This window comes from Ruegeria profundi (genome assembly GCF_001507545.1).
In the GTDB taxonomy this organism is placed as follows: domain Bacteria; phylum Pseudomonadota; class Alphaproteobacteria; order Rhodobacterales; family Rhodobacteraceae; genus Ruegeria; species Ruegeria profundi.
In genome coordinates this window covers 272281-291814 of sequence record NZ_LQBP01000004.1, presented here as the reverse complement: position 1 = coordinate 291814, position 19534 = coordinate 272281, and the positions used below count along the sequence as shown (strand labels likewise).

Genomic DNA, 19534 nt, shown 5'->3' with positions numbered 1-19534 from the left:
TACCTATTTAATACCACTTGTCCAGATTTTATTTTCTTCCAGTTTGGGCGCGTTATTCGGGTGTTTTTTTCGTCATTATGGGCCAATTTTCACGAATTAGGGCTTTCATGGGGCTGAAAGGTATTATAATGGTATTGTCATGACCGAGTCTCAGAATAGTGCCGTTTTGGCTGTTGATGGTGGGGGAACGCGATGTCGTGTTGCCTGTATGATTGATGGCGTGGTCCATTCTGTCGAGACCGGAGCGGCCAATGTCTCAACCGATTTTGACGGCGCTCTTGCGCAGATTCGGTCGGGTTTAGATCAGGTGTCGGATCGAATTGGTTTTCTAGGGGCCAAGATGCTTGGTTTTCCGGCCTATGTCGGTTTGGCGGGCGTTACTGACAAACAGATTGCGCAGCGGCTGCGGGATGCGTTGGGGTTAACCTGCGCGCGGGTCGAAGATGACCGGCCCGCCGCAGTGCGCGGGGCATTGGGCGCGCAAGATGGCTTGATTGCACATTGCGGAACCGGATCCTTCCTTGCCATCCAAATACACGGCGCAATGCGTTTCGCCGGGGGGTGGGGGGCGGTTCTGGGGGATGAGGCCTCGGCCCAATGGGTCGGGCGCCGAGCCTTGGCTGAAGCGCTGTGCGCCGTTGATGGAACGCGGATTGAGACCGGTTTGACGCGAAAGCTGTTGGGTGAACTGCACGGCACGGCGGGCATTGTGCGATTTGCAGGAACGGCCACACCCGCCCAGTTCGGGGCGCTTGCTCCTGCGGTCACATCCGCAGCGCAAACCGGCGATACCGCTGCGGTTGAAATCATGCAAGCCGGGGCGGGCTATCTTGAAGGAACCGCAAGGCGCTTAGGGTGGCAGAGAGGTCAGGCGATCTGTCTGACCGGGGGGATAGCCGGGCACTACGCCGACTACCTGCCAGATGACATGAGGTCCGCCATTCGCCCGCCGCTGGGGGAGCCGCTGACCGGAGCCTTGGCTTTAGCAAAGGAGGTTCGGCATGAGCATCTCTGACTTTTTGCGGTCTGACTTGTGGCTGAGCCCGGACAAAGGTCCGCGCTATGTTCAGTTGCGGCATCGTTTGCAGGAAGGCATCGACAGTGGTGTTCTGCCGCCCAATTCTTCGCTGCCATCGGAGCGGGAACTGGTTGAAATAACAGACCTTTCTCGGGTCACAGTTCGCAAGGCCATTCAAGAGCTGGTGCAGGAAGGATTGATCGAACAGCGTCAGGGGTCGGGGTCCTTCATTCGTGATCGTATGCCGCGTGTCGAGCAATCGCTGACACATTTAACTTCGTTCACCGAGGACATGGCCAGCCGCGGAATGCGCACCACGTCCAAATGGCTGGAGCGCGGCGTCTTTGCTCCGACCCCCGAGGAAATCGAGGCATTGAGCCTTGCAGAAGGTGAGCAGATTTCGCGCATCTACCGCCTGCGCGAGGCTGACGGGCGTCCGCTGGCGCTCGAACGCGCCGCGCTGCCGCTGGACATTCTGCCCAATCCTATCGAGGTCACTACCTCGCTCTATGAGGTTCTGGACGATTTGGGTCGGCGGCCCGTGCGTGCGGTGCAAAAAATCTCCGCCGTCAATCTTGCTGCACCCGAGGCAGAATTACTGGATGTTCCCGAAGGGGCCGCTGGGCTGAACATCGAACGAATTTCATTTCTGAAAAACGGGCGGGTCGCGGAACTGACCCGATCCCTTTATCGGGGCGACACCTATGACTTTGTCGCCGAATTGCGGTTGTAACCGGAAAGGCCGGAAAAGCATGTCAGAAAACAGCTCGAAAATGCGACAGGAGATTTTGGAAATCCCCGACGCGGTTGATCGGTTGCTAAGCCAGGGGGCCGCCAACATTTATACCGCAGTGGATTTGATGAAAGAGGTCGACCCCCGGTTTTTGATCACCGTGGCGCGGGGGTCGTCGGATCATGCTTGTACCTATCTGAAATATGCCAGCGAGTTGTTGTTGAACCTGCCTGTGGCCTCGGTCGGGCCATCGATCAATTCGATCTATGGGGTTGATCTGCGCGCAGATGGTGCGGTTTGCCTGTCCGTGTCGCAGTCAGGTCAAAGCCCAGACATTGTCGGAATGACCCGATCGTTGAAGTCCTCAGGGGGGCTGACCGTTGCGATAACCAACAACACGACCTCGCGCCTTGCCGAGGTGGCGGATGCGGTCCTGCCCCTTCATGCGGGTCCAGAGCTGAGCGTGGCTGCAACCAAAACATTCGTCACCTCACTGGTCGCAGGTCTATGCGTGTTGGCCGAGGTCAAGGGCGATGGTGAATTGATAACGGCGATCCGCTCCTTGCCGGCCCATCTGGCGCAGGCCGCGCAGTGCGACTGGTCTGCTGCGGCAATGGCGATCACGGGCCGGTCGTTGTTTACCTTGGGCCGGGGTCCTTCCTTTGCCATGTCCAATGAGGCTGCGCTGAAGATCAAGGAAACCTGCCAGATTCACGCCGAAAGCTATTCGGCCGCCGAAGTGCTGCACGGTCCCGTTTCAATCGTGGAGGAAGGATTCCCAACGATCGTTTTCGCAGCAGCCGACGCCGCAGAGCAGGCAACGGCCGAGGCCGCCGATGCGTTGGCGGGCAAGGGGGCCGCTGTGTTTGCTGCCACCGACAAGGTGACCAAGGCCGAAAGCCTGCCTGTGATACGTACCGGTCACTGGCTTACCGACCCCATTGCCAACATCACCTCGTTTTACAGCATGGTCGAAGCTGTTGCGTTGGCCCGCGGAATTGACCCCGACGCACCGCGGCATCTCAGGAAAGTGACAGAGACGGTATGACCCCTAATTCAGTGACATATCGCAACGGTGCTGTGTTCGATGGCGAATCTGTGCACTTCAACCATGCGATCACCTTTCGCGACGGCACGCTGTCAGCGATCATACCTGACCAGACGGGAAGCCCGGAAGGGCAGGTCATCGATCTGAACGGCGATATTCTGTGCCCGGGTTTCGTTGATCTGCAGGTAAATGGTGGCGACGGAGTGATGTTCAACGATGACCCATCGGTCGAAACCATACGGAGGATCGCCGAGGCACATCGACGGTTGGGTGTTGCGGCACTGCTACCAACTCTGATCACCGACACGCCCGAGAAAACCGAAGCTGCCATCGCTGCGGCTATACTGGCGGTCCAGGCCGGCGTTCCGGGGGTGGTCGGGCTACACCTTGAAGGGCCGCACCTGTCGGTGGCGCGCAAGGGGGCGCATGATGGTGCCTTGATCCGGCCTATGGAGGATGCGGATTTGGCAGCGCTGATTCAGGCGGCAGAGAACTTGCCCTGCCTGAAAGTGACGCTGGCACCCGAAACCGTCTCGGAGCAGCAGGTTCAAGCCTTGTGTGAGGCGGGTGTTCTGGTGTCGTTGGGCCATACCAACGCAGATTTCGCGACATGCCAGCGCTATGCCAAGGCTGGCGCGCGCTGTGTCACCCATTTGTTCAACGCGATGAGCCAGATGGGAAACCGCGAACCCGGTCTGGTCGGGGCGTGCCTTGCCAGTGGGGGGTTGTCGGCGGGGATGATCGCTGATGGCATCCATGTCCACCCCGCGGTGATGCGTGCAGCCTGGGCCGCCAAAACCGCACCCGGTCAGATCTTTCTGGTAAGTGACGCCATGGCCGTTGCAGGCACGGATCACGCCTCGTTTGATCTGGAGGGCCGTCGAATCACGCGGGCCAACGGGCGCCTGACGCTTGAGGACGGAACGCTGGCTGGGGCCGACTTGGATCTGACCACGGCCATTCGAGTCTTGGTGACTCAGGTCGGTGTGTCGTTGCAGGATGCGCTGGCTGCTGCGACGACATATCCGGCATCCCTGATCGGGCAGCCCATTATGCGGCCGTTGCGATTCGATTCGATGATCCGGATAGCGTCGGATTTTTCCGCCTGCACATGGCTGTCTGAGAACGGCTAACCGGTCGGCAACGGCCTTGTCTCATGCGCGAAGTGGGCAGGGCGCAGAAATTGCTTTCAAGCCGCGAACTGCGCTTGACGACACTTGGCGCTTCGCTTAAACCGACCTTCGCTGAGCGGGCGTCGTATACTGGCTATTACCTCAGCCTTCCAAGCTGATGAAGCGGGTTCGATTCCCGCCGCCCGCTCCAAGTCAGCCTTAAAATCCTGCGTCAAATGGCCCTTACGGGTTGCCTATTAATGACGCGCGGCTTGACCCCGCCGTTTGCTGCCGCCAAGAAGCGATCACACAAACGCGAACATGATTTAAAGGCCACGCATGGCAAAAACCGCCTCAGCCAGTCCGGCAAAGCAATCTGCACCCGGTGCAAGCGAAGAACGCGCGGGATCGAAGAAAATTGGCGTTCTGGCGTCGCTGTGGCCGTTTATGCGACCGTATCGCTTTTTGATGGCCAGTGCGATCGTGGCGTTGGTTCTGACGGCAGGCATGACCCTGACGCTGCCACTGGCCGTGCGGCGTGTGGTCGACAATTTCCGTATTGAAGACGGCGAGCTGCTGGATTGGTACTTTCTGGCCGCCCTTGGCATCGCCGCCTTTCTGGCCGTTGGTACTGGTCTGCGCTATGCGCTGGTGACGCGATTGGGCGAACGTGTCGTGGCTGATATCCGCAAGGCCGTGTTCAGCCGCGTTATCGGCATGAGCCCCGAATTCTACGAACGTATCATGACCGGAGAGGTCCTGAGCCGGATTACCACGGATACGACGCTGATTCAGTCTGTACTTGGCTCGTCTGTTTCCATCGCATTGCGCAACGTCCTGCTGTTCGTTGGTGGTTTGGCGCTGATGCTGCTGACCTCGGCTAAGCTGACCGGCATGGTTTTGCTGCTGATCCCGTTGGTGGTGGTGCCTATCCTGCTGTTGGGTCGGCGGCTACGGGTGATCAGCCGGGAAAACCAGGATTGGATTGCTGCGTCCTCCGGCAACGCGGGCGAGGCGTTGAGTGCCGTGCAAACAGTGCAGGCCTTTACCCACGAACAGGCCAGCCGCATGCAGTTTTCGGACATGACTGAAACGTCATACACTGTCTCGCTGCGCCGCATTCAAACACGTGCTGTGCTGACGGTGATTGTGATCTTTCTGGTGTTTTCGGGAATTGTTGGCGTGCTTTGGATGGGGGCCAATGACGTCCGCGACGGCGTGATGACTGAAGGCGTTCTGATTCAGTTCGTGATCTATTCGATCATCATGGCCGGCTCCGTGGCGGCCTTGTCGGAAATCTGGAGCGAACTTCAGCGTGCCGCAGGCGCGACCGAACGGCTGGTCGAGCTGCTGAATGCGCAGGACACGGTCAGCGATCCTGCAAAGCCCATTGCTCTGCCTTCGCCGGTTAAGGGTGAAATCCACTTTGATGACGTGACTTTTCGTTATCCCTCGCGCCCAAAGCTGGCGGCGCTTGAGCACTTAACCTTGCACATTAAGCCCGGCGAAACCGTTGCCTTTGTCGGGCCATCAGGGGCGGGTAAAACAACCGTCATCCAGATGATCCAGCGGTTCTATGATCCGGCTTCGGGGAAGGTCACTCTGGATGGTGTCGACCTTCGCGATATCGACAGGGCGGATTTCCGTCGTCATATGGCGCTTGTGCCGCAGGACCCGGTGATCTTTGCCGCCTCGGCACGTGAAAACATCCGCTTTGGGCGTCTGGATGCGACCGATGCCGAGGTTGAGGCCGCCGCCCACGCGGCCGCCGCACATGATTTCATCGTGGCCCTGCCAGATGGCTATGACAGTTACGTAGGTGAGCGGGGCGTCATGCTGTCAGGTGGTCAAAAGCAACGTATCGCAATTGCCCGTGCAATCCTGCGGGACGCGCCGGTTTTGCTGTTGGATGAGGCGACCTCGGCCTTGGACGCAGAAAGCGAACGTGCGGTGCAAGGTGCCGTGGACAAGATGCGCGCCGGGCGCACCACTTTGATCGTGGCGCATCGGCTGGCAACCGTTAAAAAGGCTGATCGGATCGTTGTGTTAGAGGCCGGGCGCATCGTAGCCCAAGGGACACATGATGATCTGGTGTCACAGGGCGGGCTGTATGCAAGGTTGGCGCGTCTGCAATTCACCGATGGCATGGCTGCCGAATGACGTGACGCAGGGGTAACACAATTCGCTCCGCAGCGTAATTCTATCCCTTCAGGGTCTTCACAGTTAAGGCATTTATTGAACCTGCGCGGTTTTGCTTCCATCTTGGCGGTGGAGACAGAACCTGTGCCGGACATGGGAGAGATAAGGGAGGAACCAGATGGCTTTTGTGGGTTTGGAAGACAAGGTGAGAATGGAGCAGGAAATGCCATGGGAGGACCGAGATGTTCCGGTCACCCTTCACCAGATGCTGTCGCGAACAGCTGGAAATTTTCCAAACAGCAATGCGATCAGCTTCCAGCTGTTATCTGGTCCGACGGACAAGGCGGAAACGCTGACATGGTCCGCGCTGTTGGGCAAGGTCAACCAGGCGGCGAACCTGTTCCGCTCACTTGGTATTGGTGAAAAAGATGTTGTTGCCTACGTCCTGCCCAATTGCAACGAGACGCTGGTTGCATTGATGGGCGGTGCCGTTGCCGGTATCGTGAACCCGATCAACCCGTTGTTGGAACCCGAGCAGATCGCCGCGATCCTGCGTGAAACCGGGGCCAAGGTGGTGGTGACGCTCAAGTCCTTCCCGAAGGCCGATGTTGCGCAAAAGGTCGAAGAGGCAGTGCGCCACGCGCCCAAGGTCAAAACCATTCTCGAAATCGACCTCAATCGCTATCTTACACCGCCGAAATCATGGCTTGTGCCGCTGTTGCGCCCTAAAATGGGAGATAAGGTAAAACTGGCCCATGCGGACTACAAAAACTTTAACAAAGAGCTGGCCAAGCAACCCACGACACTGACGTTTGAAGACAGCAAAGAGGATCGGGTCGCCTGTTATTTCCACACAGGTGGCACGACGGGCATGCCCAAGGTGGCGCAGCATACGTATTCCGGCCTGATCTATAATGGCTGGCTTGGCCACACGCTGTTGTTCTCGGAAAAAGACGTCATCATGTGCCCGTTGCCCATGTTCCACGTCTTTGCAGTCCACGTGATCATGATGGCTGCAGTCTCGTCTGGTGCGCATGTAGTCTTCCCGACCCCAGCCGGGTATCGCGGCGATGGCGTCTTCGATAATTTCTGGAAACTGATCGAGCGTTGGAAGGTCAGCTTCATCATCACGGTTCCAACAGCGATTTCCGCCAAGATGCAACGCCCGGTGGACGCTGACATCTCAAGCGTCAAAACTGCTTTCTCGGGTTCGGCCCCGCTGCCTGTCGAACTGTTTCGCCGTTTCGAAGAAGCGACCGGTGTGACCATCGTCGAAGGCTATGGCCTGACCGAAGCGACCTGTCTGGTCTCGTGCAACCCGGTTGACGGAGAAAAGAAGATCGGTTCAATCGGATTTCCCTTCCCCTACACGGATGTGAAAATCCTGCAAGACGGACCGGATGGGCCTAAGGAGTGTGGCCTGGACGAGATTGGTGAAATCTGTGTGTCGAATCCGGGTGTGTATGTCGGCAACACCTATACCGAGGCGGACAAGAACCAAGACCTCTACCATTTCGACAAGTATCTGCGAACAGGCGATTTAGGGCGGTTTGACGAAGACGGCTATCTTTGGATCACTGGGCGCGCGAAAGATCTGATTATTCGTGGCGGCCACAACATCGACCCGGCCGAAATTGAAGAGGCCCTGCTGGGCCATGACGCGGTTGCCTTTGCAGGGGCTATCGGCCAGCCTGATGCGCATTCCGGGGAAGTGCCTTGCGCCTTTGTCGAATTGGTCGACGGAGCCAGCGTCACCGAAAAAGAGTTGATAGAGTATTGCAAGGTGCAAGTCCACGAACGCGCGGCGCAACCCAAGCATATGACCATTCTGGATGAACTTCCAAAGACTGCAGTTGGAAAGGTGTTCAAGCCTGAGCTGCGTAAACAGGCCATAACCCGCGTATACAATGGCGCGTTGGAAGAGGCTGGGCTGACCGCGCGTGTCGTAAGCGTGATCGACGATAAAAAACGCGGCCTGGTCGCGCAGCTTGACGCGAACGGCTCGGCAGAGGACGATGTCAGCAAAGTGCTGGGATCGTATACCCGGCCATGGGATTGGGTCGCCTGACCGGGAGGGATAATGGATTATGAACGTCTGATTGATGAGGAAACATGGGCGTTCATAAGGCGCACGGCTGAAAGCTATCCTGACGATGCGGTTGATCTGTCCATTGAAGATCAGCGGCGGTTGTACAACACCATGTGTCAGGATTTTCGCCAGCCCCGACCCGACGGAGTGGATGTGTTGGACAAATCCGCTGATGGTGTCCCGGTGCGGGTCTACACAGCCGGAGATCCAACACGAACCGTCGTCTATTTTCACGGTGGCGGTTTCGTGGTTGGTGGGCTTGAAAGCCACGACGACGTTTGCGCCGAGATTTGCATTCAGACCGGATATCGGGTTGTTGCCGTTGACTACCGCCTGTGCCCTGAACACGTTCATCCAGCGCAGTTTCAAGACAGTTGGACGGCAACGAATTGGGCGGAACAGGAATTCAACGAGCCTTTGATTTTTGCCGGGGATAGTGCTGGCGGCAACCTGGCTGCTACCGTTGCGCATTATGCGCGAGGGCGGATTGATTCCCTGCTGGGTCAGGTTCTGATCTATCCGGGGCTGGGCGGGGATGCGACCGCTGGTTCATATCTGGAACATGCGCACGCGCCGCTTTTGACGCTGGAAGAGATTCATTTCTATGAAAAGGTGCGTTGCGCCGGCGACGTCCCGAAAAATGACCCTACATTCGCTCCGTTGCAGGATCGTGATTTTTCGGGTTTGCCGCCAACTGTCGTGTTTACCGCTGATTGCGATCCGCTGCGCGATGATGGCGCGACCTATTGTGAAAAGATCACCAATGCAGGCGGAAGGGCCTATTGGGTCAACGAACCCGGCCTTGTGCACGGGTACCTGCGCGCACGAAGTTCAGTGAAACGCGCCGCAGACAGTTTTGAACGCATCTCGGTCGCGATCGAGGCACTGGGCCAGCAGGTCTGGCCTTACGACTGATCCCTCAGCTCAGGAAAGGCGTGGCCTTCATCGTATCGGCAATCGGCGCGCCCATGCGGCGCAGGATCGTGGGTGCAAGCTGCAACTGGTCGATCGTTACACCTGCCTCGGGGCCGTCAGCGTCGCCGAAATAGTACAGCGCGGTTTCCTGTTGCAAAGCGCTGCGCCCGCCATGATGGCCGCGCTCATCCTGACCGTGGTCGGCGGTCACAATAACCTCATAGCCCATTTGGCGCCAACGGGGGATAAAGGGGGCCAGCATCTCGTCGACGACGAAACAGGCGTGGTCCATTTCTTCGCAATCGTGGAAGAACCGGTGGCCCATGCTGTCCAGCGTGCACGTGTGGAGTACGCCGTAGTCCAATCCGAAACGCATGCAGAGGTTGGTCAAAGTGCCAAAAAGATCAACATCCGATGGCGTCATCTGATTGGCCTTGCCATAACCCGTCATCGTGTGAAACCGGCCGTGGTTTATCGTCTTGCTTTCGGGCTCGTCATATTCAATGTCGCGGACGTAGTCGAAGGGGTGACGGTTGAAGAATTGCGACCAAAAGCTGTGGGTGACGGCCCCGGTCACACCTCCGGCCTCACGCACCTGGCTGAACACGTCCTTGTGGCTTAGTCGAAAGACGTTGCCGTTCCCGGTGCAGCCATGTTCCTGCGGGGGAACGCCCGTATGGATCGAGGCATAGCAACTGGCCGAAATTGACGGCAGCACCGAGCAGTGTTTCCACACGCGCGCGTCGCCGCTGTCCACCCAGCCTTCGAGATTGCCGAACAAGCGGCGGAAGTTGCGCCATGGCACGCCGTCCAGAATGATCAAAAGAACTTTACGGTCCATGCTTCGGCCCTTTGGTCAGTTGCCTTGCGGGTAATCTTACGCAACCGCATGTATTGCGGTCATCCATTTGCGTCCAAAACGGCAAATTCCCGACGCCGATCCAAAGGTGTAACGTCGGGAATTTCATGCCTGGTCGCAATGTCGCAAAAAAGTGCGTCAGTTCCCTGCGCTTTCCATCTTGCGATGGGCGACAACTTCTTCCAGCCAGCCCAGATGCATCTCGGGAACCGAGCTGAGAAGCAGGTCGGTATAGTCGTCGAATGGCGGGCTGAGCACCTCGGACTTGGACCCGTACCGCACCACGCGTCCTTGATACATCACCGCGATACTGTCGCTGATCGCGCGAACCGTCGCCAGATCGTGGGTGATGAAAAGGTATGCGACATCCTCGATCTTTTGCAGGTCCAGCAGTAGTTTCAGGATGCCGTCCGCGACCAGCGGATCAAGGGCCGAGGTCACCTCATCACAGATGATCATCTTGGGCTTAGCCGCAAGTGACCGCGCGATGCACACTCGCTGTTTTTGACCGCCCGACAGTTCGGCGGGGTAGCGATCAATAAACGTCTCACCCAGTTCGATCTCATCCAGTAGTTCGATGATCCGCTTGCGCTTTTCCGCGCCGCGCATGTTGAAGTAAAACTCCAACGGGCGGCCGATGATCGTACCCACGGTCTGACGCGGATTCATCGCCACGTCCGCCATCTGGTAGATCATCTGCAACTCACGCAGGTCTTCGCGGGTCCGGCCTTTCAAATCAGCTGAGAGTTTGCGCCCGGCAAAGGTGATCTCGCCATCGCGCGGTGGCAGCAGGCCGGTGATCACCCTTGCCAGTGTCGATTTGCCAGAACCGGATTCACCCACTACGGCCAGTGTCTGCCCCGGATGAAGATCGACATTGACGTTGTGCAGTACATCGAAGTTCAACCCTTTGTAGCGGGCGGTGATACCTTCGACGCTGAGTACGGGTTCCGGCGTCGGTTTCTTTTCCTCATGTTCGATTGAACGAACGGAAACCAGCGCCTGGGTATACTCCTCTTGCGGGTTGTTGATGATCTGGTCGGTGTGGCCGTATTCGACCGTATTGCCCATGCGAAGAACCATGATGTCATCGCTCACCTGCGCCACGACAGCCAGATCATGAGTAATATAGAGCGCGGCAACGCCGGTGTCGGCAATGGCCTCTTTGATCGCCATCAGAACGTCGATCTGGGTCGTCACGTCCAACGCCGTGGTGGGTTCATCAAAGACCACCAGATCAGGTTCAGGGCACAGCGCCAAAGCGGTCATACAGCGTTGCAACTGACCACCGGAAACCTGATGCGGGTATCGATCGCCGATATTGTCCGGATCGGGCAGACCCAGCTTTGCAAACAGCTCACGTGCGCGGGCTTCAGCCTCTTTTCGGCTGAACTTTTTCTGTTCAACCGCAGCCTCGACCACCTGATCCATGATCTTTTTGGCGGGGTTGAAGGAGGCCGCGGCGGATTGCGACACATAGGTCACCTCACCCCCGCGCAGCTTGCGGATGTCGCCCGTAGATGTTTTCAGAATGTCGCGTCCGTTAACCCAGACCTCGCCGCCGGTGATCTCAACACCGCCGCGACCATAGGCCATTGAAGCCAGACCAATGGTGGATTTCCCGGCCCCGGATTCACCGATCAGCCCCAGCACCTTGCCGCGTTCTAGGTCAAAGCTGACCCCGTGCACGATTTCGATGTCATGGGGCTTTTCACCCGGCGGATAAACAGTCGCGCCGATCTTGAGGTCGCGGACCTTGAGAAGTGTATCACTCATCCCCGGCCTCCTTTCAGTGATGTTGTCCGGTTCAAAACCCAATCGGCCACAAGGTTGACTGAGATCGCCAGTGTGGCAATCGCGACTGCGGGGTACAACGCAGCACCGATACCATAAACGATGCCGTCCTTGTTCTCTTTCACGATGCCGCCCCAATCTGCCAGCGGCGGCTGGACACCAAGGCCCAGGAAGGACAGGGTCGAGACAAACAGAACCATGAAGATGAACCGCAGGCCCAGTTCCGCAACCAGCGGCGACAGGGCGTTCGGCAGTATTTCACGGAAGATGATCCAGCTTTGGCCTTCGCCGCGTAGCCTTGCGGCTTCGACATAGTCCATGACGGCGATATCGACCGCGACCGCTCGGGCAAGACGATAGACGCGCGTTGAATCCAGCAAACCCATGACGACGATCAGGACCGGTACGGTTACAGGCACCATCGCCAGAACCACCAGCGCAAAGATCAGCGTAGGGATCGACATGATCAGGTCCACTGCACGTGACATAACCTGATCCGCCCAGCCGCCCAGGACAGCGGCCAGAAAGCCAAGGATCGAGCCGGTTACAAAGCTAAGGATCGTGGCTGCAGTGGCAATAAAGATCGTCGTGCGCCCGCCGTAGATCATTCGGCTGAGAAGATCGCGTCCGATATTGTCCGTCCCTAGCCAGAATTGCGCGCTAGAGGGTTCCCACACATCCCCAACAACTTCAGCCATGCCATATGGCGCCAGCAGAGGGGCAAAGATCGCGATAAAGAAGTACAGCGCCGTGAAGGCCAGCCCGATTAAAGCCGAGATTGGGATGTTCTTCATTTCGGATGCCTCAGCCTTGGGTTGGCCAGAATGGCAACGATGTCTGCAACCATGTTCAGCCCGATATAGATCGCGGCAAAGATAACGCCGCAGGCCAGTACCACAGGAACGTCCCGCTTGGTCACGTGGTCCACAAGATACTGCCCCATACCGGGATAGACGAACACCACCTCAACCACGACAACGCCGACGACCAGATAGGCCAGGTTCAACATCACCACGTTGACGATAGGCGCGACTGCATTGGGGAAGGCGTGGCGATAGATGACTTGAAAATTGCTCAGACCCTTGAGTTCAGCCGTTTCCACATAGGCCGACTGCATCACGTTCAGGATTGCAGCCCGGGTCATGCGCATCATGTGCGCCAGCACAACAAGCGTCAGAACAATGACCGGCAAGGCAATCGAGTTCAGCTTTTGCCCCAGTGTCATGCTATCGTTGATCATCGCCAGCGGTGAGAACATGCCCAGTTTGACCGCAACGAAATAGACCAACACATAGCCGATCAGAAACTCGGGGATCGAAATGGTTGTAAGCGTTACAGCCGAAATCAGTTTATCAGGCCAGCGGTTGCGGTAGCGCACGGCCAGCAAGCCCAGAAAGATCGCCAACGGAACCGATACGATAGCAGCCCAGAACGCCAGAAACAGTGTATTGCCCAATCGGTTGCCAACCGACTCGGCGATATCCAGTTTATTGGTCAGGGATGTCCCCAGATCGCCCTGAACAATACCGCCCAGCCATTCAAAATAGCGGGTCAGGGCAGGACGGTTCAGCCCCATTTCTTCGCGAAGGTTTGCAAGGGCTTCGGGGGTTGCGGCTTGACCAAGGACCGCTTGCGCGGCGTCCCCGGGAAGGGCTTCGGTGAGGCCGAAAATCAGAGCCGATGCACCAAAGAGTAACAGGAAACCCAGCGCAAGGCGCTGGGAAACCAGTTTGATGATGGGATGCATAATCCGTCTTCCGTATCAGGCAAACCACATTTTGCGGGACATGTTGCCATTCATCATCTCTTGGGTCGGGTCACTTTCCCAGCCTTGCAACTGATTGCTGACCCCTTCGATGAAGTCGTTGAACATCGGGCAAATCAGGCCGCCTTGATCACGCACCATCATGCCCATTTTGCTGTAGATGTCCTTGCGCTTGTCGTTGTCCAACTCGGCGCGTGCTGCAAACAGCATCTCGTCGAATTCCGGAACCTTGAAGCGGGTGTCATTCCAGTCAGCCGTCGACAGATACGCGGTCGAGTACATCTGATCCTGCACCGGACGACCGCCCCAGTAAGATGCACAGAAGGGTTGAACATTCCAGACCTCGGACCAGTAGCCATCGTTAGGCTCGCGCTTGATCTCCAACGGGATACCCGCCTGAGCAGCGGTTTGCTGGAACAGGGCTGCGGCATCCACGGCACCCGGGAAGGCACCATCGGCAACACGAAGGATGATCGGCGATCCGTCATGGCCGGACTTCTTGTAGTGCTCGGCTGCCTTCTCAAGGTTGAACTCGCGTTGCGGGATAGATCCGTCAAACAGCGGATAGGCCGCGTTTACAGGCATGTCGTTGCCCACAGTTCCGTACCCACGCAAAATCTTATCAACCAAATCTTGACGGTTGATTGCGAATTTCAGCGCCATACGCAACTCGTTTTGATCAAACGGCGCCGTGTCGCAGTGCATGATGAACACATAGTGACCGCGACCCGCCGTCGAGTGCACCGTCAAGTTGGGCGCACGACCCAGCAGATCAGCGACTTTTGGCTCCACACGGTTGATTGCGTGTACTTGCCCTGACTGCAACGCTGCCGTCCGGGCCGTTGCGTCGTTGATCACGACAACCTCGACACTGTCGAAATTCCCGAAATCCGGGTTCCAGTGGTTTTCGAACTTTGTATACAGGTGACGCACGCCGGGCTCGTCCACTTCGACCTTATATGGTCCTGTACCGATACCGGCCCCCGGGTCATCCATGCCGCCGTTTGGCTGAATGATCAGGTGATAGTCTGCCATCAGATAGGGCAGGTCGGCGTTTGGCTCAGTCAGCGTAACCTGGAAGTTGTCGCCGTCGGCCTTCATCGACTCGATGCCCTGCATGATGCCCAGAGCACCAGACTTGGAGTCTTCGTTCGAGTGACGCTCCATAGTCTTCAGCACGTCTTCGCTGGTCATGGTTTTGCCGTTGTGGAACTCAACACCCTGACGCAGCTTGAACGTCCAGACCTTGGCATCGGCGCTGCCTTCCACGCTTTCTGCAAGGCGGGGTTCGATCGAGCCATCGGGCGCAACCTCGACCAGTTGGTCACCGAACTGCTTGCCGTTCTGAAACGGAACCGAGCTGGCATAGGTTGCCGGATCCAGTGAGTTGGTGGACTCACCGCCTTGCAGGCCAAACTTTAGGTCGCCGCCCTTCTTTGGGCCAGCCGCGCGCGCGGCGTTTGCGAACATCGTGCTGGCCATCGCCGCCGAGACACCCAGAGCCGTCGCTTTACCCATGAATTCGCGGCGGGTCAGCTTACCGGCTGTAACCTGTTCGGCCATGTGAGTGATTTGTTCGTTCATTCAAAGATCTCCCGGTTGAATGGATTATGAGCCCTTGATGGGCTTTTTTTTGACGCATGAGTCAAAGTAGGCGTATTTCGGTCGGGCGGGCAAGGAGAAATCTCTGGCCCGGATTGGCCCGAAAATCATATCAGATCACGCGGTATCGAGTCCTCCTGTTCCTTTGTTGAGACCAGGTTTTCGCCGTCATAGGCTTTCATCATTGCTTTTAGGTAAAAGGTTGTCTTGTCGGCCCACATTTCGCAGGACGTCTCGGTGCGCAGATGGATGTCGTTTCGGCGGATCTCTTGCGTCCAGCTGCAAATGCCGCGCGCTGAAAGGGGATCGTCGGGGTGTATTTCCCAACGCTCATGCGCTGTGCCGCCGTGAATCAAACCGTGGTCTTCGTTTTGAACCAGACCAAAATCGTCTTCAATGATTAGATGGGTTTGGCCCGAGTTCATATCGACCTCAACCCGTCTTGAATTTTGCGAGGCGCGCAAGATCGTCTGTTCCAGCGGCGCAGCAGATGACGGAGGTGCGAAGACATATGAGTCATCGCCCGCAGGACGCTGCGGCACGGTCACGTCCCCCCCGGTCAGGTGAAGTTCGGTCTTTTCAGGCGAAGGCCAGATGAGCGGCCAATAAGCGGTGGAGATCGCAATCCGTAACCGATGACCTTTGGGTACGCGATAGGCGATATGGTCCAGCTCCAGTGAGATATCATAGACCTTGCCCGGCGTCAGAGGTTCAGGTTCAGCATGGCTGTCCCGATGGGTCATGTTCAGTACACCATATGTGATGCGGGTCGAAGCGCCATCGGGATGTAAATGGTTCAGTCGTACGGCAATTTGCGCTTGCGGCCGATCCGAACTGAGGCGCAGGCGAACACGCGGCGCGCCGACGATATCCAGATCCTTGGTCAGGGGGGCGCCATCGAAACACGCCGATAGTGCGTCGTCGGTACGTTGATCTCCCGGCATGTCCGGGCCTAGCCAAATGGCGCAATACTCACCGCTTTCTATCCCGCAGGTTTGCGGCGAGCTTATTTTTACATCCAGAGGGCCGTCCTGACCCAGACCAACATCCGACAATTGCAACGTCAGGCCCGGCAGGTGAGAGGTGGCGCCGTTCTGTTCGGTAATCCAGCGCCCCGCCCGTTCGTTGTACCAACGCTGCGGCCGCACACCGTCCATCAGATAGGCGCGATAGTCGGGGTCATTCTCAACACCAGTGTCGAGACCTTTCAGCCAGTGATCCCACCAGCGCAGAGCCTCTTGCAAGAATCCGATCCTTGGTTCCGGAACCGCGAAATGAGGGTATTTATGCACCCAGGGGCCGACGATGCCCTTGACCGGAGCATCCAGCTTTTCGACCAGCAGCGGTACGGTGTTCTTGTACGCATCGCCCCAGCCGCCTACAGCCAGGGTCGCCGCCTGGATCGCGCCAAAGTCCTCACAAACAGAACCATGTCTCCAATACGCGTCCCGTCTTTGATGACGCAGCCAGACAGATGGCAGAAAGGGCTCGTGTTCAAGGCGGTCCAACCACAGCGCGCGCCAGTTCGGGCGCAGGTCCGGGTCCGGCGGGCGGGATGAGTACGACCACATGGTCGCGCCCCAGCCCAGGTTTTCGTTCAGCAGACAACCGCCCTTATAATGGATATCGTCTGCATAACGATCGGTGGTCGAGCACAAGGTTATGATTGCCTTCAGCGGTTCGGGTCGCATCGCCGCAACCTGCAAGGCGTTGAAACCGCCCCAGCTTATGCCCATCATGCCGACATGCCCGGTGCACCAAGGTTGTGCGGCCAGCCATTGAATGGTTGCAACAGCATCGTTCAGCTCTTGCTGGGTGTATTCATCCTCCATCAACCCTTCGCTGTCGCCATTGCCGCGCATATCCACACGGATGCAGGCATAGCCGCGTTCAGCGAACCACGGATGCGTCAGCGCGTCCCGAGCTGTGGTTCCGTCGCGTTTACGGTAGGGTAGAAACTCCAGAATAGCCGGCACCGGGTTTTCCACCGCATCCGTCGGACGCCAGACTCGTGCGGACAAGCGGCAGCCATCAGGCATTTCAATGCCGACATCGGGAAGGTCTTCGGTATTACGGAGCTTGTTTACAGGTGCCGCCATTGCTTTACTCTCCCGATGGTTTTCGATCTGGGTGGTATCAAAATCGCCAGATCAGTCACGGATTGCGACAAGCAGGTCCATCACATTCGTTCCCGTTGGCCCGGTCACCAGCAATGCACCCGCATTGTCCAGATAGGTGCCGCTGTCGGCCTGCTGCAAAGCCTCTTCCGCGCCGTCGCCCCAAGTGGTGCCATCAATCACCGCGCCCGCGGCCCGGGTTGGGCCGTCTGTGCCATCTGTGCCGCCGACCACCACGGTTATGCCATCACAGCCCGAAATCTCACGCGCCAAGGCAAGCGCAAGGGCTTGGTTGCGCCCACCTCGCCCCGGATTTTCTGGCAGGACGACCGTAGGCTCTCCGCCAAACACCATGACACCGCTTGGCATGTCGCGAAGGCGTTTTCCAAGCGTTTCGGCGACGCGTAGGACGTCATCATGCAGGCATTCTTCATTGGCGCGCACCGCTAGGCCTTCGCTCTGCGCCATTTCAACCGCAGCCGCGCGGGCATGCGCGTTCGACGCCACAATCTGCGTGCTGGCCTGAAAGCCAAACTCATCTGGTAGCGCGCCAATTCCTGAACCCACAACATTCAGATCATCACCCGGCACATCGGAAATCGCCAGAACGGTCGCCAGCTCCCCCTTGAAATGCGACAGCAGCCCACCGCCCTTGATCCGTGACAACTTGCGGCGTTCTGCATTCATCGCAGTGATGTCCAACCCTTCGGCCAGCAGCTTTTTATTCAACTGCTCAAGATCGGCCAACGTTTTTCCCGGCAGCAGATCCTCGGCCAAGGACGAAGCACCGCCTGACACCAGCAAAAGCAGATGCGAGTCCGGACCCATGGCCTCGACCGCTTCACGCAAGGCCCGACCGCCCTGAAGGCTGCGGGAGTCTGGGACGGGGTGCGCGGCCTCGATCACGGTGACATGGTCTGGCAAGTCACGCCCATGGTCGTCCTTGGTGACAACCAATGTCGGGCGCGCTCCAAATTGTTCCAGCGCCGCGCGTGCCATGGCGGCTGCGGGTTTGCCAACTGCCAGTATCTGATCCGGTTCAGGGATGCCCTGCAAAACCTTGCTTGTCGCGGCGTGGCCACCAACAGCGTCAACACCAGCCTGCCAGATGCGAATTGCCTGTTCTCTTTTGTTCATTAACTTTCTATCCAAATGGTGACCGGTCCATCATTGACCAGCTCAACCGCCATATCCGCGCCGAACTGCCCTGTTTCGACAGGTATGCCGTGGGCCTGCAGCCGCTGTGCAAAAACTTCGTACAGGTGTTTGCCGATATCCGGCGGCGCAGCCCCGGAAAAGCCGGGCCTGTTGCCGCGTGATGTATCGGCGGCCAGTGTGAACTGGCTGATCACCAAAGCCGAGCCTTTGACATCAACCACCGACCGGTTCATTTTTCCGGCGTCATCCTTGAAGATCCGCAGCTTGGATACCTTGGCGGCAAGCTGCTCTGCCTTGGCCTCATCATCATCCTGCATCGCACAGACAAGGATCATCAGACCCGGCCCGACCTGACCGACTACCTGACCGTCAACCGATACAATGGCCTTGGAAACTCTTTGTAAAACTGCGCGCACGGGCGTTCTCCGCTTGGTTTATTCTACCCAACCCAATCGACGACCTCGGTCAGATCAGCGCGGTCAGTACGAAAACCGTTGGCCGGGTGGTCTGCATCCGCATAGCCAAATGATATTGCGCACAAAATCATTCGATCTTTCGGAATATCGAAATACCGCCGCAAAAACGGACTGTAGGTTGCCAGTGCTGCCTGCGGGATCGTGGCCACTCCAAGCGCTTGCGCGGCCAGGCAGAAAACGGTGATGAAACCGCCACAATCGAGCGCACCGTAGCCCCCAAGCTCTGCCGGGCTGGTGAGAATGGCGCAATGAGGCGCCCCAAACGGCGAAAAGTTCTCCATCATCTGCTGGGCCGAGGCTGCACGATCACCACGCTCAACGCCTACCGCCTCGTACAAAGCCCAACCGCAAGCGCGGCGGCGGTCCCGGTACTTACCGCTATAAGAAGTCGGAAAGGGCAGGTCCGGAGATTGCGTGCCATCTGCCGCCTCGGCGAGCATGGCTGTCCGGAACCGATCGGTCTCTTCCCCGCTGGTGACGATGACGTGCCAAGGTTGCGCGTTGCACCAACTGGGAACGCGTGTCGCGCTGTTCAGAATTTGTTCGATCTGATCTTTCGGAACCGGGTCAGAGAGAAACGCCCTGCACGAGTGGCGCGCGGTCAGCAATCGGTTCAGATCAGATAGCGTCACTCTGGCGTCTCCCTCAGCGTTGACGCGGCGCAGAATGGCCCTGGGTCACGAGAAGTTCAAGCGCCAAGATCGCTTGT

At 57.8% G+C, this 19534-nt stretch carries 16 protein-coding genes and 1 tRNA gene; 8 read left to right on the top strand and 9 right to left on the bottom strand.

Features of this window, described 5'->3' with window-relative positions; translation table 11 throughout:
* The first annotated feature begins 139 nt into the window (after positions 1-139).
* The 8 genes from AVO44_RS09745 (at position 140) to AVO44_RS09710 (ending at position 9054) form a co-directional block, all read left to right on the top strand.
* Positions 140-1015, top strand: coding sequence for a glucosamine kinase nucleotide-binding domain-containing protein (locus tag AVO44_RS09745; RefSeq protein WP_068336014.1), 876 nt, complete (start codon positions 140-142; stop codon positions 1013-1015).
* The gene (locus AVO44_RS09740; RefSeq protein ID WP_068336011.1) at positions 1002-1751 is read left to right on the top strand and encodes a GntR family transcriptional regulator; all 750 of its coding nucleotides are present in this window, start codon (positions 1002-1004) and stop codon (positions 1749-1751) included. The genes AVO44_RS09745 and AVO44_RS09740 overlap by 14 nt, the downstream gene beginning before the upstream one ends.
* A gap of 40 nt (positions 1752-1791) precedes the next feature.
* Complete coding sequence (locus AVO44_RS09735) at positions 1792-2799, top strand: SIS domain-containing protein (RefSeq protein WP_420865716.1); 1008 nt, start codon at positions 1792-1794, stop codon at positions 2797-2799.
* A complete protein-coding gene (nagA, locus tag AVO44_RS09730; protein ID WP_068336005.1) occupies positions 2796-3932 on the top strand; it encodes an N-acetylglucosamine-6-phosphate deacetylase in 1137 nt (378 codons plus the stop codon). The genes AVO44_RS09735 and nagA overlap by 4 nt, the downstream gene beginning before the upstream one ends.
* Before the next feature lie 115 nt (positions 3933-4047).
* Positions 4048-4122, top strand: a tRNA-Gly gene (locus tag AVO44_RS09725).
* A 128-nt stretch (positions 4123-4250) separates the two neighbouring features.
* On the top strand, positions 4251-6071 hold the full coding sequence (locus tag AVO44_RS09720; protein ID WP_068336003.1) for an ABC transporter transmembrane domain-containing protein: 1821 nt from the start codon (positions 4251-4253) through the stop codon (positions 6069-6071).
* A gap of 157 nt (positions 6072-6228) precedes the next feature.
* The gene (locus tag AVO44_RS09715; RefSeq protein ID WP_068336000.1) at positions 6229-8118 is read left to right on the top strand and encodes an acyl-CoA synthetase; all 1890 of its coding nucleotides are present in this window, start codon (positions 6229-6231) and stop codon (positions 8116-8118) included.
* Positions 8119-8130: 12 nt separating this feature from the next.
* The gene (locus AVO44_RS09710) at positions 8131-9054 is read left to right on the top strand and encodes an alpha/beta hydrolase (protein WP_068335997.1); all 924 of its coding nucleotides are present in this window, start codon (positions 8131-8133) and stop codon (positions 9052-9054) included.
* Positions 9055-9058: 4 nt separating this feature from the next.
* Here the strand turns inward: AVO44_RS09710 and AVO44_RS09705 are convergent, their stop codons facing one another.
* The 9 genes from AVO44_RS09705 to AVO44_RS09665 form a co-directional block, all read right to left on the bottom strand.
* Complete coding sequence (locus tag AVO44_RS09705) at positions 9059-9895, bottom strand: alkaline phosphatase family protein (RefSeq protein ID WP_068335995.1); 837 nt, start codon at positions 9893-9895, stop codon at positions 9059-9061.
* A 156-nt stretch (positions 9896-10051) separates the two neighbouring features.
* Complete coding sequence (locus AVO44_RS09700; RefSeq protein ID WP_068335992.1) at positions 10052-11689, bottom strand: ABC transporter ATP-binding protein; 1638 nt, start codon at positions 11687-11689, stop codon at positions 10052-10054.
* Positions 11686-12501: an ABC transporter permease gene (locus tag AVO44_RS09695; RefSeq protein ID WP_068335989.1), complete on the bottom strand. Its 816-nt coding sequence runs from the start codon at positions 12499-12501 to the stop codon at positions 11686-11688. The genes AVO44_RS09700 and AVO44_RS09695 overlap by 4 nt, the downstream gene beginning before the upstream one ends.
* Complete coding sequence (locus AVO44_RS09690) at positions 12498-13454, bottom strand: ABC transporter permease (protein ID WP_068335986.1); 957 nt, start codon at positions 13452-13454, stop codon at positions 12498-12500. Before AVO44_RS09690 ends, AVO44_RS09695 begins: the two co-directional genes overlap by 4 nt.
* 15 nt (positions 13455-13469) lie before the next feature.
* Positions 13470-15056 carry an ABC transporter substrate-binding protein gene (locus AVO44_RS09685; RefSeq protein ID WP_068335976.1) on the bottom strand — a complete coding sequence of 529 codons (1587 nt, stop codon included), beginning with the start codon at positions 15054-15056 and terminating at the stop codon, positions 13470-13472.
* 125 nt (positions 15057-15181) lie between these two features.
* Complete coding sequence (locus AVO44_RS09680; RefSeq protein ID WP_068335974.1) at positions 15182-17173, bottom strand: CocE/NonD family hydrolase; 1992 nt, start codon at positions 17171-17173, stop codon at positions 15182-15184.
* A gap of 51 nt (positions 17174-17224) precedes the next feature.
* Positions 17225-18328 carry a glycerate kinase type-2 family protein gene (locus tag AVO44_RS09675; RefSeq protein WP_068335971.1) on the bottom strand — a complete coding sequence of 368 codons (1104 nt, stop codon included), beginning with the start codon at positions 18326-18328 and terminating at the stop codon, positions 17225-17227.
* A complete protein-coding gene (gene dtd / locus AVO44_RS09670) occupies positions 18328-18765 on the bottom strand; it encodes a D-aminoacyl-tRNA deacylase (RefSeq protein WP_068335968.1) in 438 nt (145 codons plus the stop codon). The genes AVO44_RS09675 and dtd overlap by 1 nt, the downstream gene beginning before the upstream one ends.
* Before the next feature lie 23 nt (positions 18766-18788).
* Positions 18789-19457, bottom strand: coding sequence for a nitroreductase (locus AVO44_RS09665; RefSeq protein ID WP_068335965.1), 669 nt, complete (start codon positions 19455-19457; stop codon positions 18789-18791).
* Between the last annotated feature and the right edge of the window lie 77 nt (positions 19458-19534).

Excerpts from the sequence above, each read along its gene's own strand:
- nagA (WP_068336005.1), top strand. The coding sequence starts at position 2,796 with ATGACCCCTAATTCAGTGACATATCGCAACGGTGCTGTGTTCGATGGC.
- AVO44_RS09745 (WP_068336014.1), top strand. The coding sequence starts at position 140 with ATGACCGAGTCTCAGAATAGTGCCGTTTTGGCTGTTGATGGTGGGGGA.
- AVO44_RS09690 (WP_068335986.1), bottom strand. The coding sequence starts at position 13,454 with ATGCATCCCATCATCAAACTGGTTTCCCAGCGCCTTGCGCTGGGTTTC.
- AVO44_RS09680 (WP_068335974.1), bottom strand. The coding sequence starts at position 17,173 with ATGGCGGCACCTGTAAACAAGCTCCGTAATACCGAAGACCTTCCCGAT.
- AVO44_RS09715 (WP_068336000.1), top strand. The coding sequence starts at position 6,229 with ATGGCTTTTGTGGGTTTGGAAGACAAGGTGAGAATGGAGCAGGAAATG.
- AVO44_RS09740 (WP_068336011.1), top strand. The coding sequence starts at position 1,002 with ATGAGCATCTCTGACTTTTTGCGGTCTGACTTGTGGCTGAGCCCGGAC.
- AVO44_RS09675 (WP_068335971.1), bottom strand. The coding sequence starts at position 18,328 with ATGAACAAAAGAGAACAGGCAATTCGCATCTGGCAGGCTGGTGTTGAC.
- AVO44_RS09685 (WP_068335976.1), bottom strand. The coding sequence starts at position 15,056 with ATGAACGAACAAATCACTCACATGGCCGAACAGGTTACAGCCGGTAAG.
- AVO44_RS09735 (WP_420865716.1), top strand. The coding sequence starts at position 1,792 with ATGCGACAGGAGATTTTGGAAATCCCCGACGCGGTTGATCGGTTGCTA.
- AVO44_RS09695 (WP_068335989.1), bottom strand. The coding sequence starts at position 12,501 with ATGAAGAACATCCCAATCTCGGCTTTAATCGGGCTGGCCTTCACGGCG.
- AVO44_RS09720 (WP_068336003.1), top strand. The coding sequence starts at position 4,251 with ATGGCAAAAACCGCCTCAGCCAGTCCGGCAAAGCAATCTGCACCCGGT.
- AVO44_RS09700 (WP_068335992.1), bottom strand. The coding sequence starts at position 11,689 with ATGAGTGATACACTTCTCAAGGTCCGCGACCTCAAGATCGGCGCGACT.
- AVO44_RS09705 (WP_068335995.1), bottom strand. The coding sequence starts at position 9,895 with ATGGACCGTAAAGTTCTTTTGATCATTCTGGACGGCGTGCCATGGCGC.
- AVO44_RS09710 (WP_068335997.1), top strand. The coding sequence starts at position 8,131 with ATGGATTATGAACGTCTGATTGATGAGGAAACATGGGCGTTCATAAGG.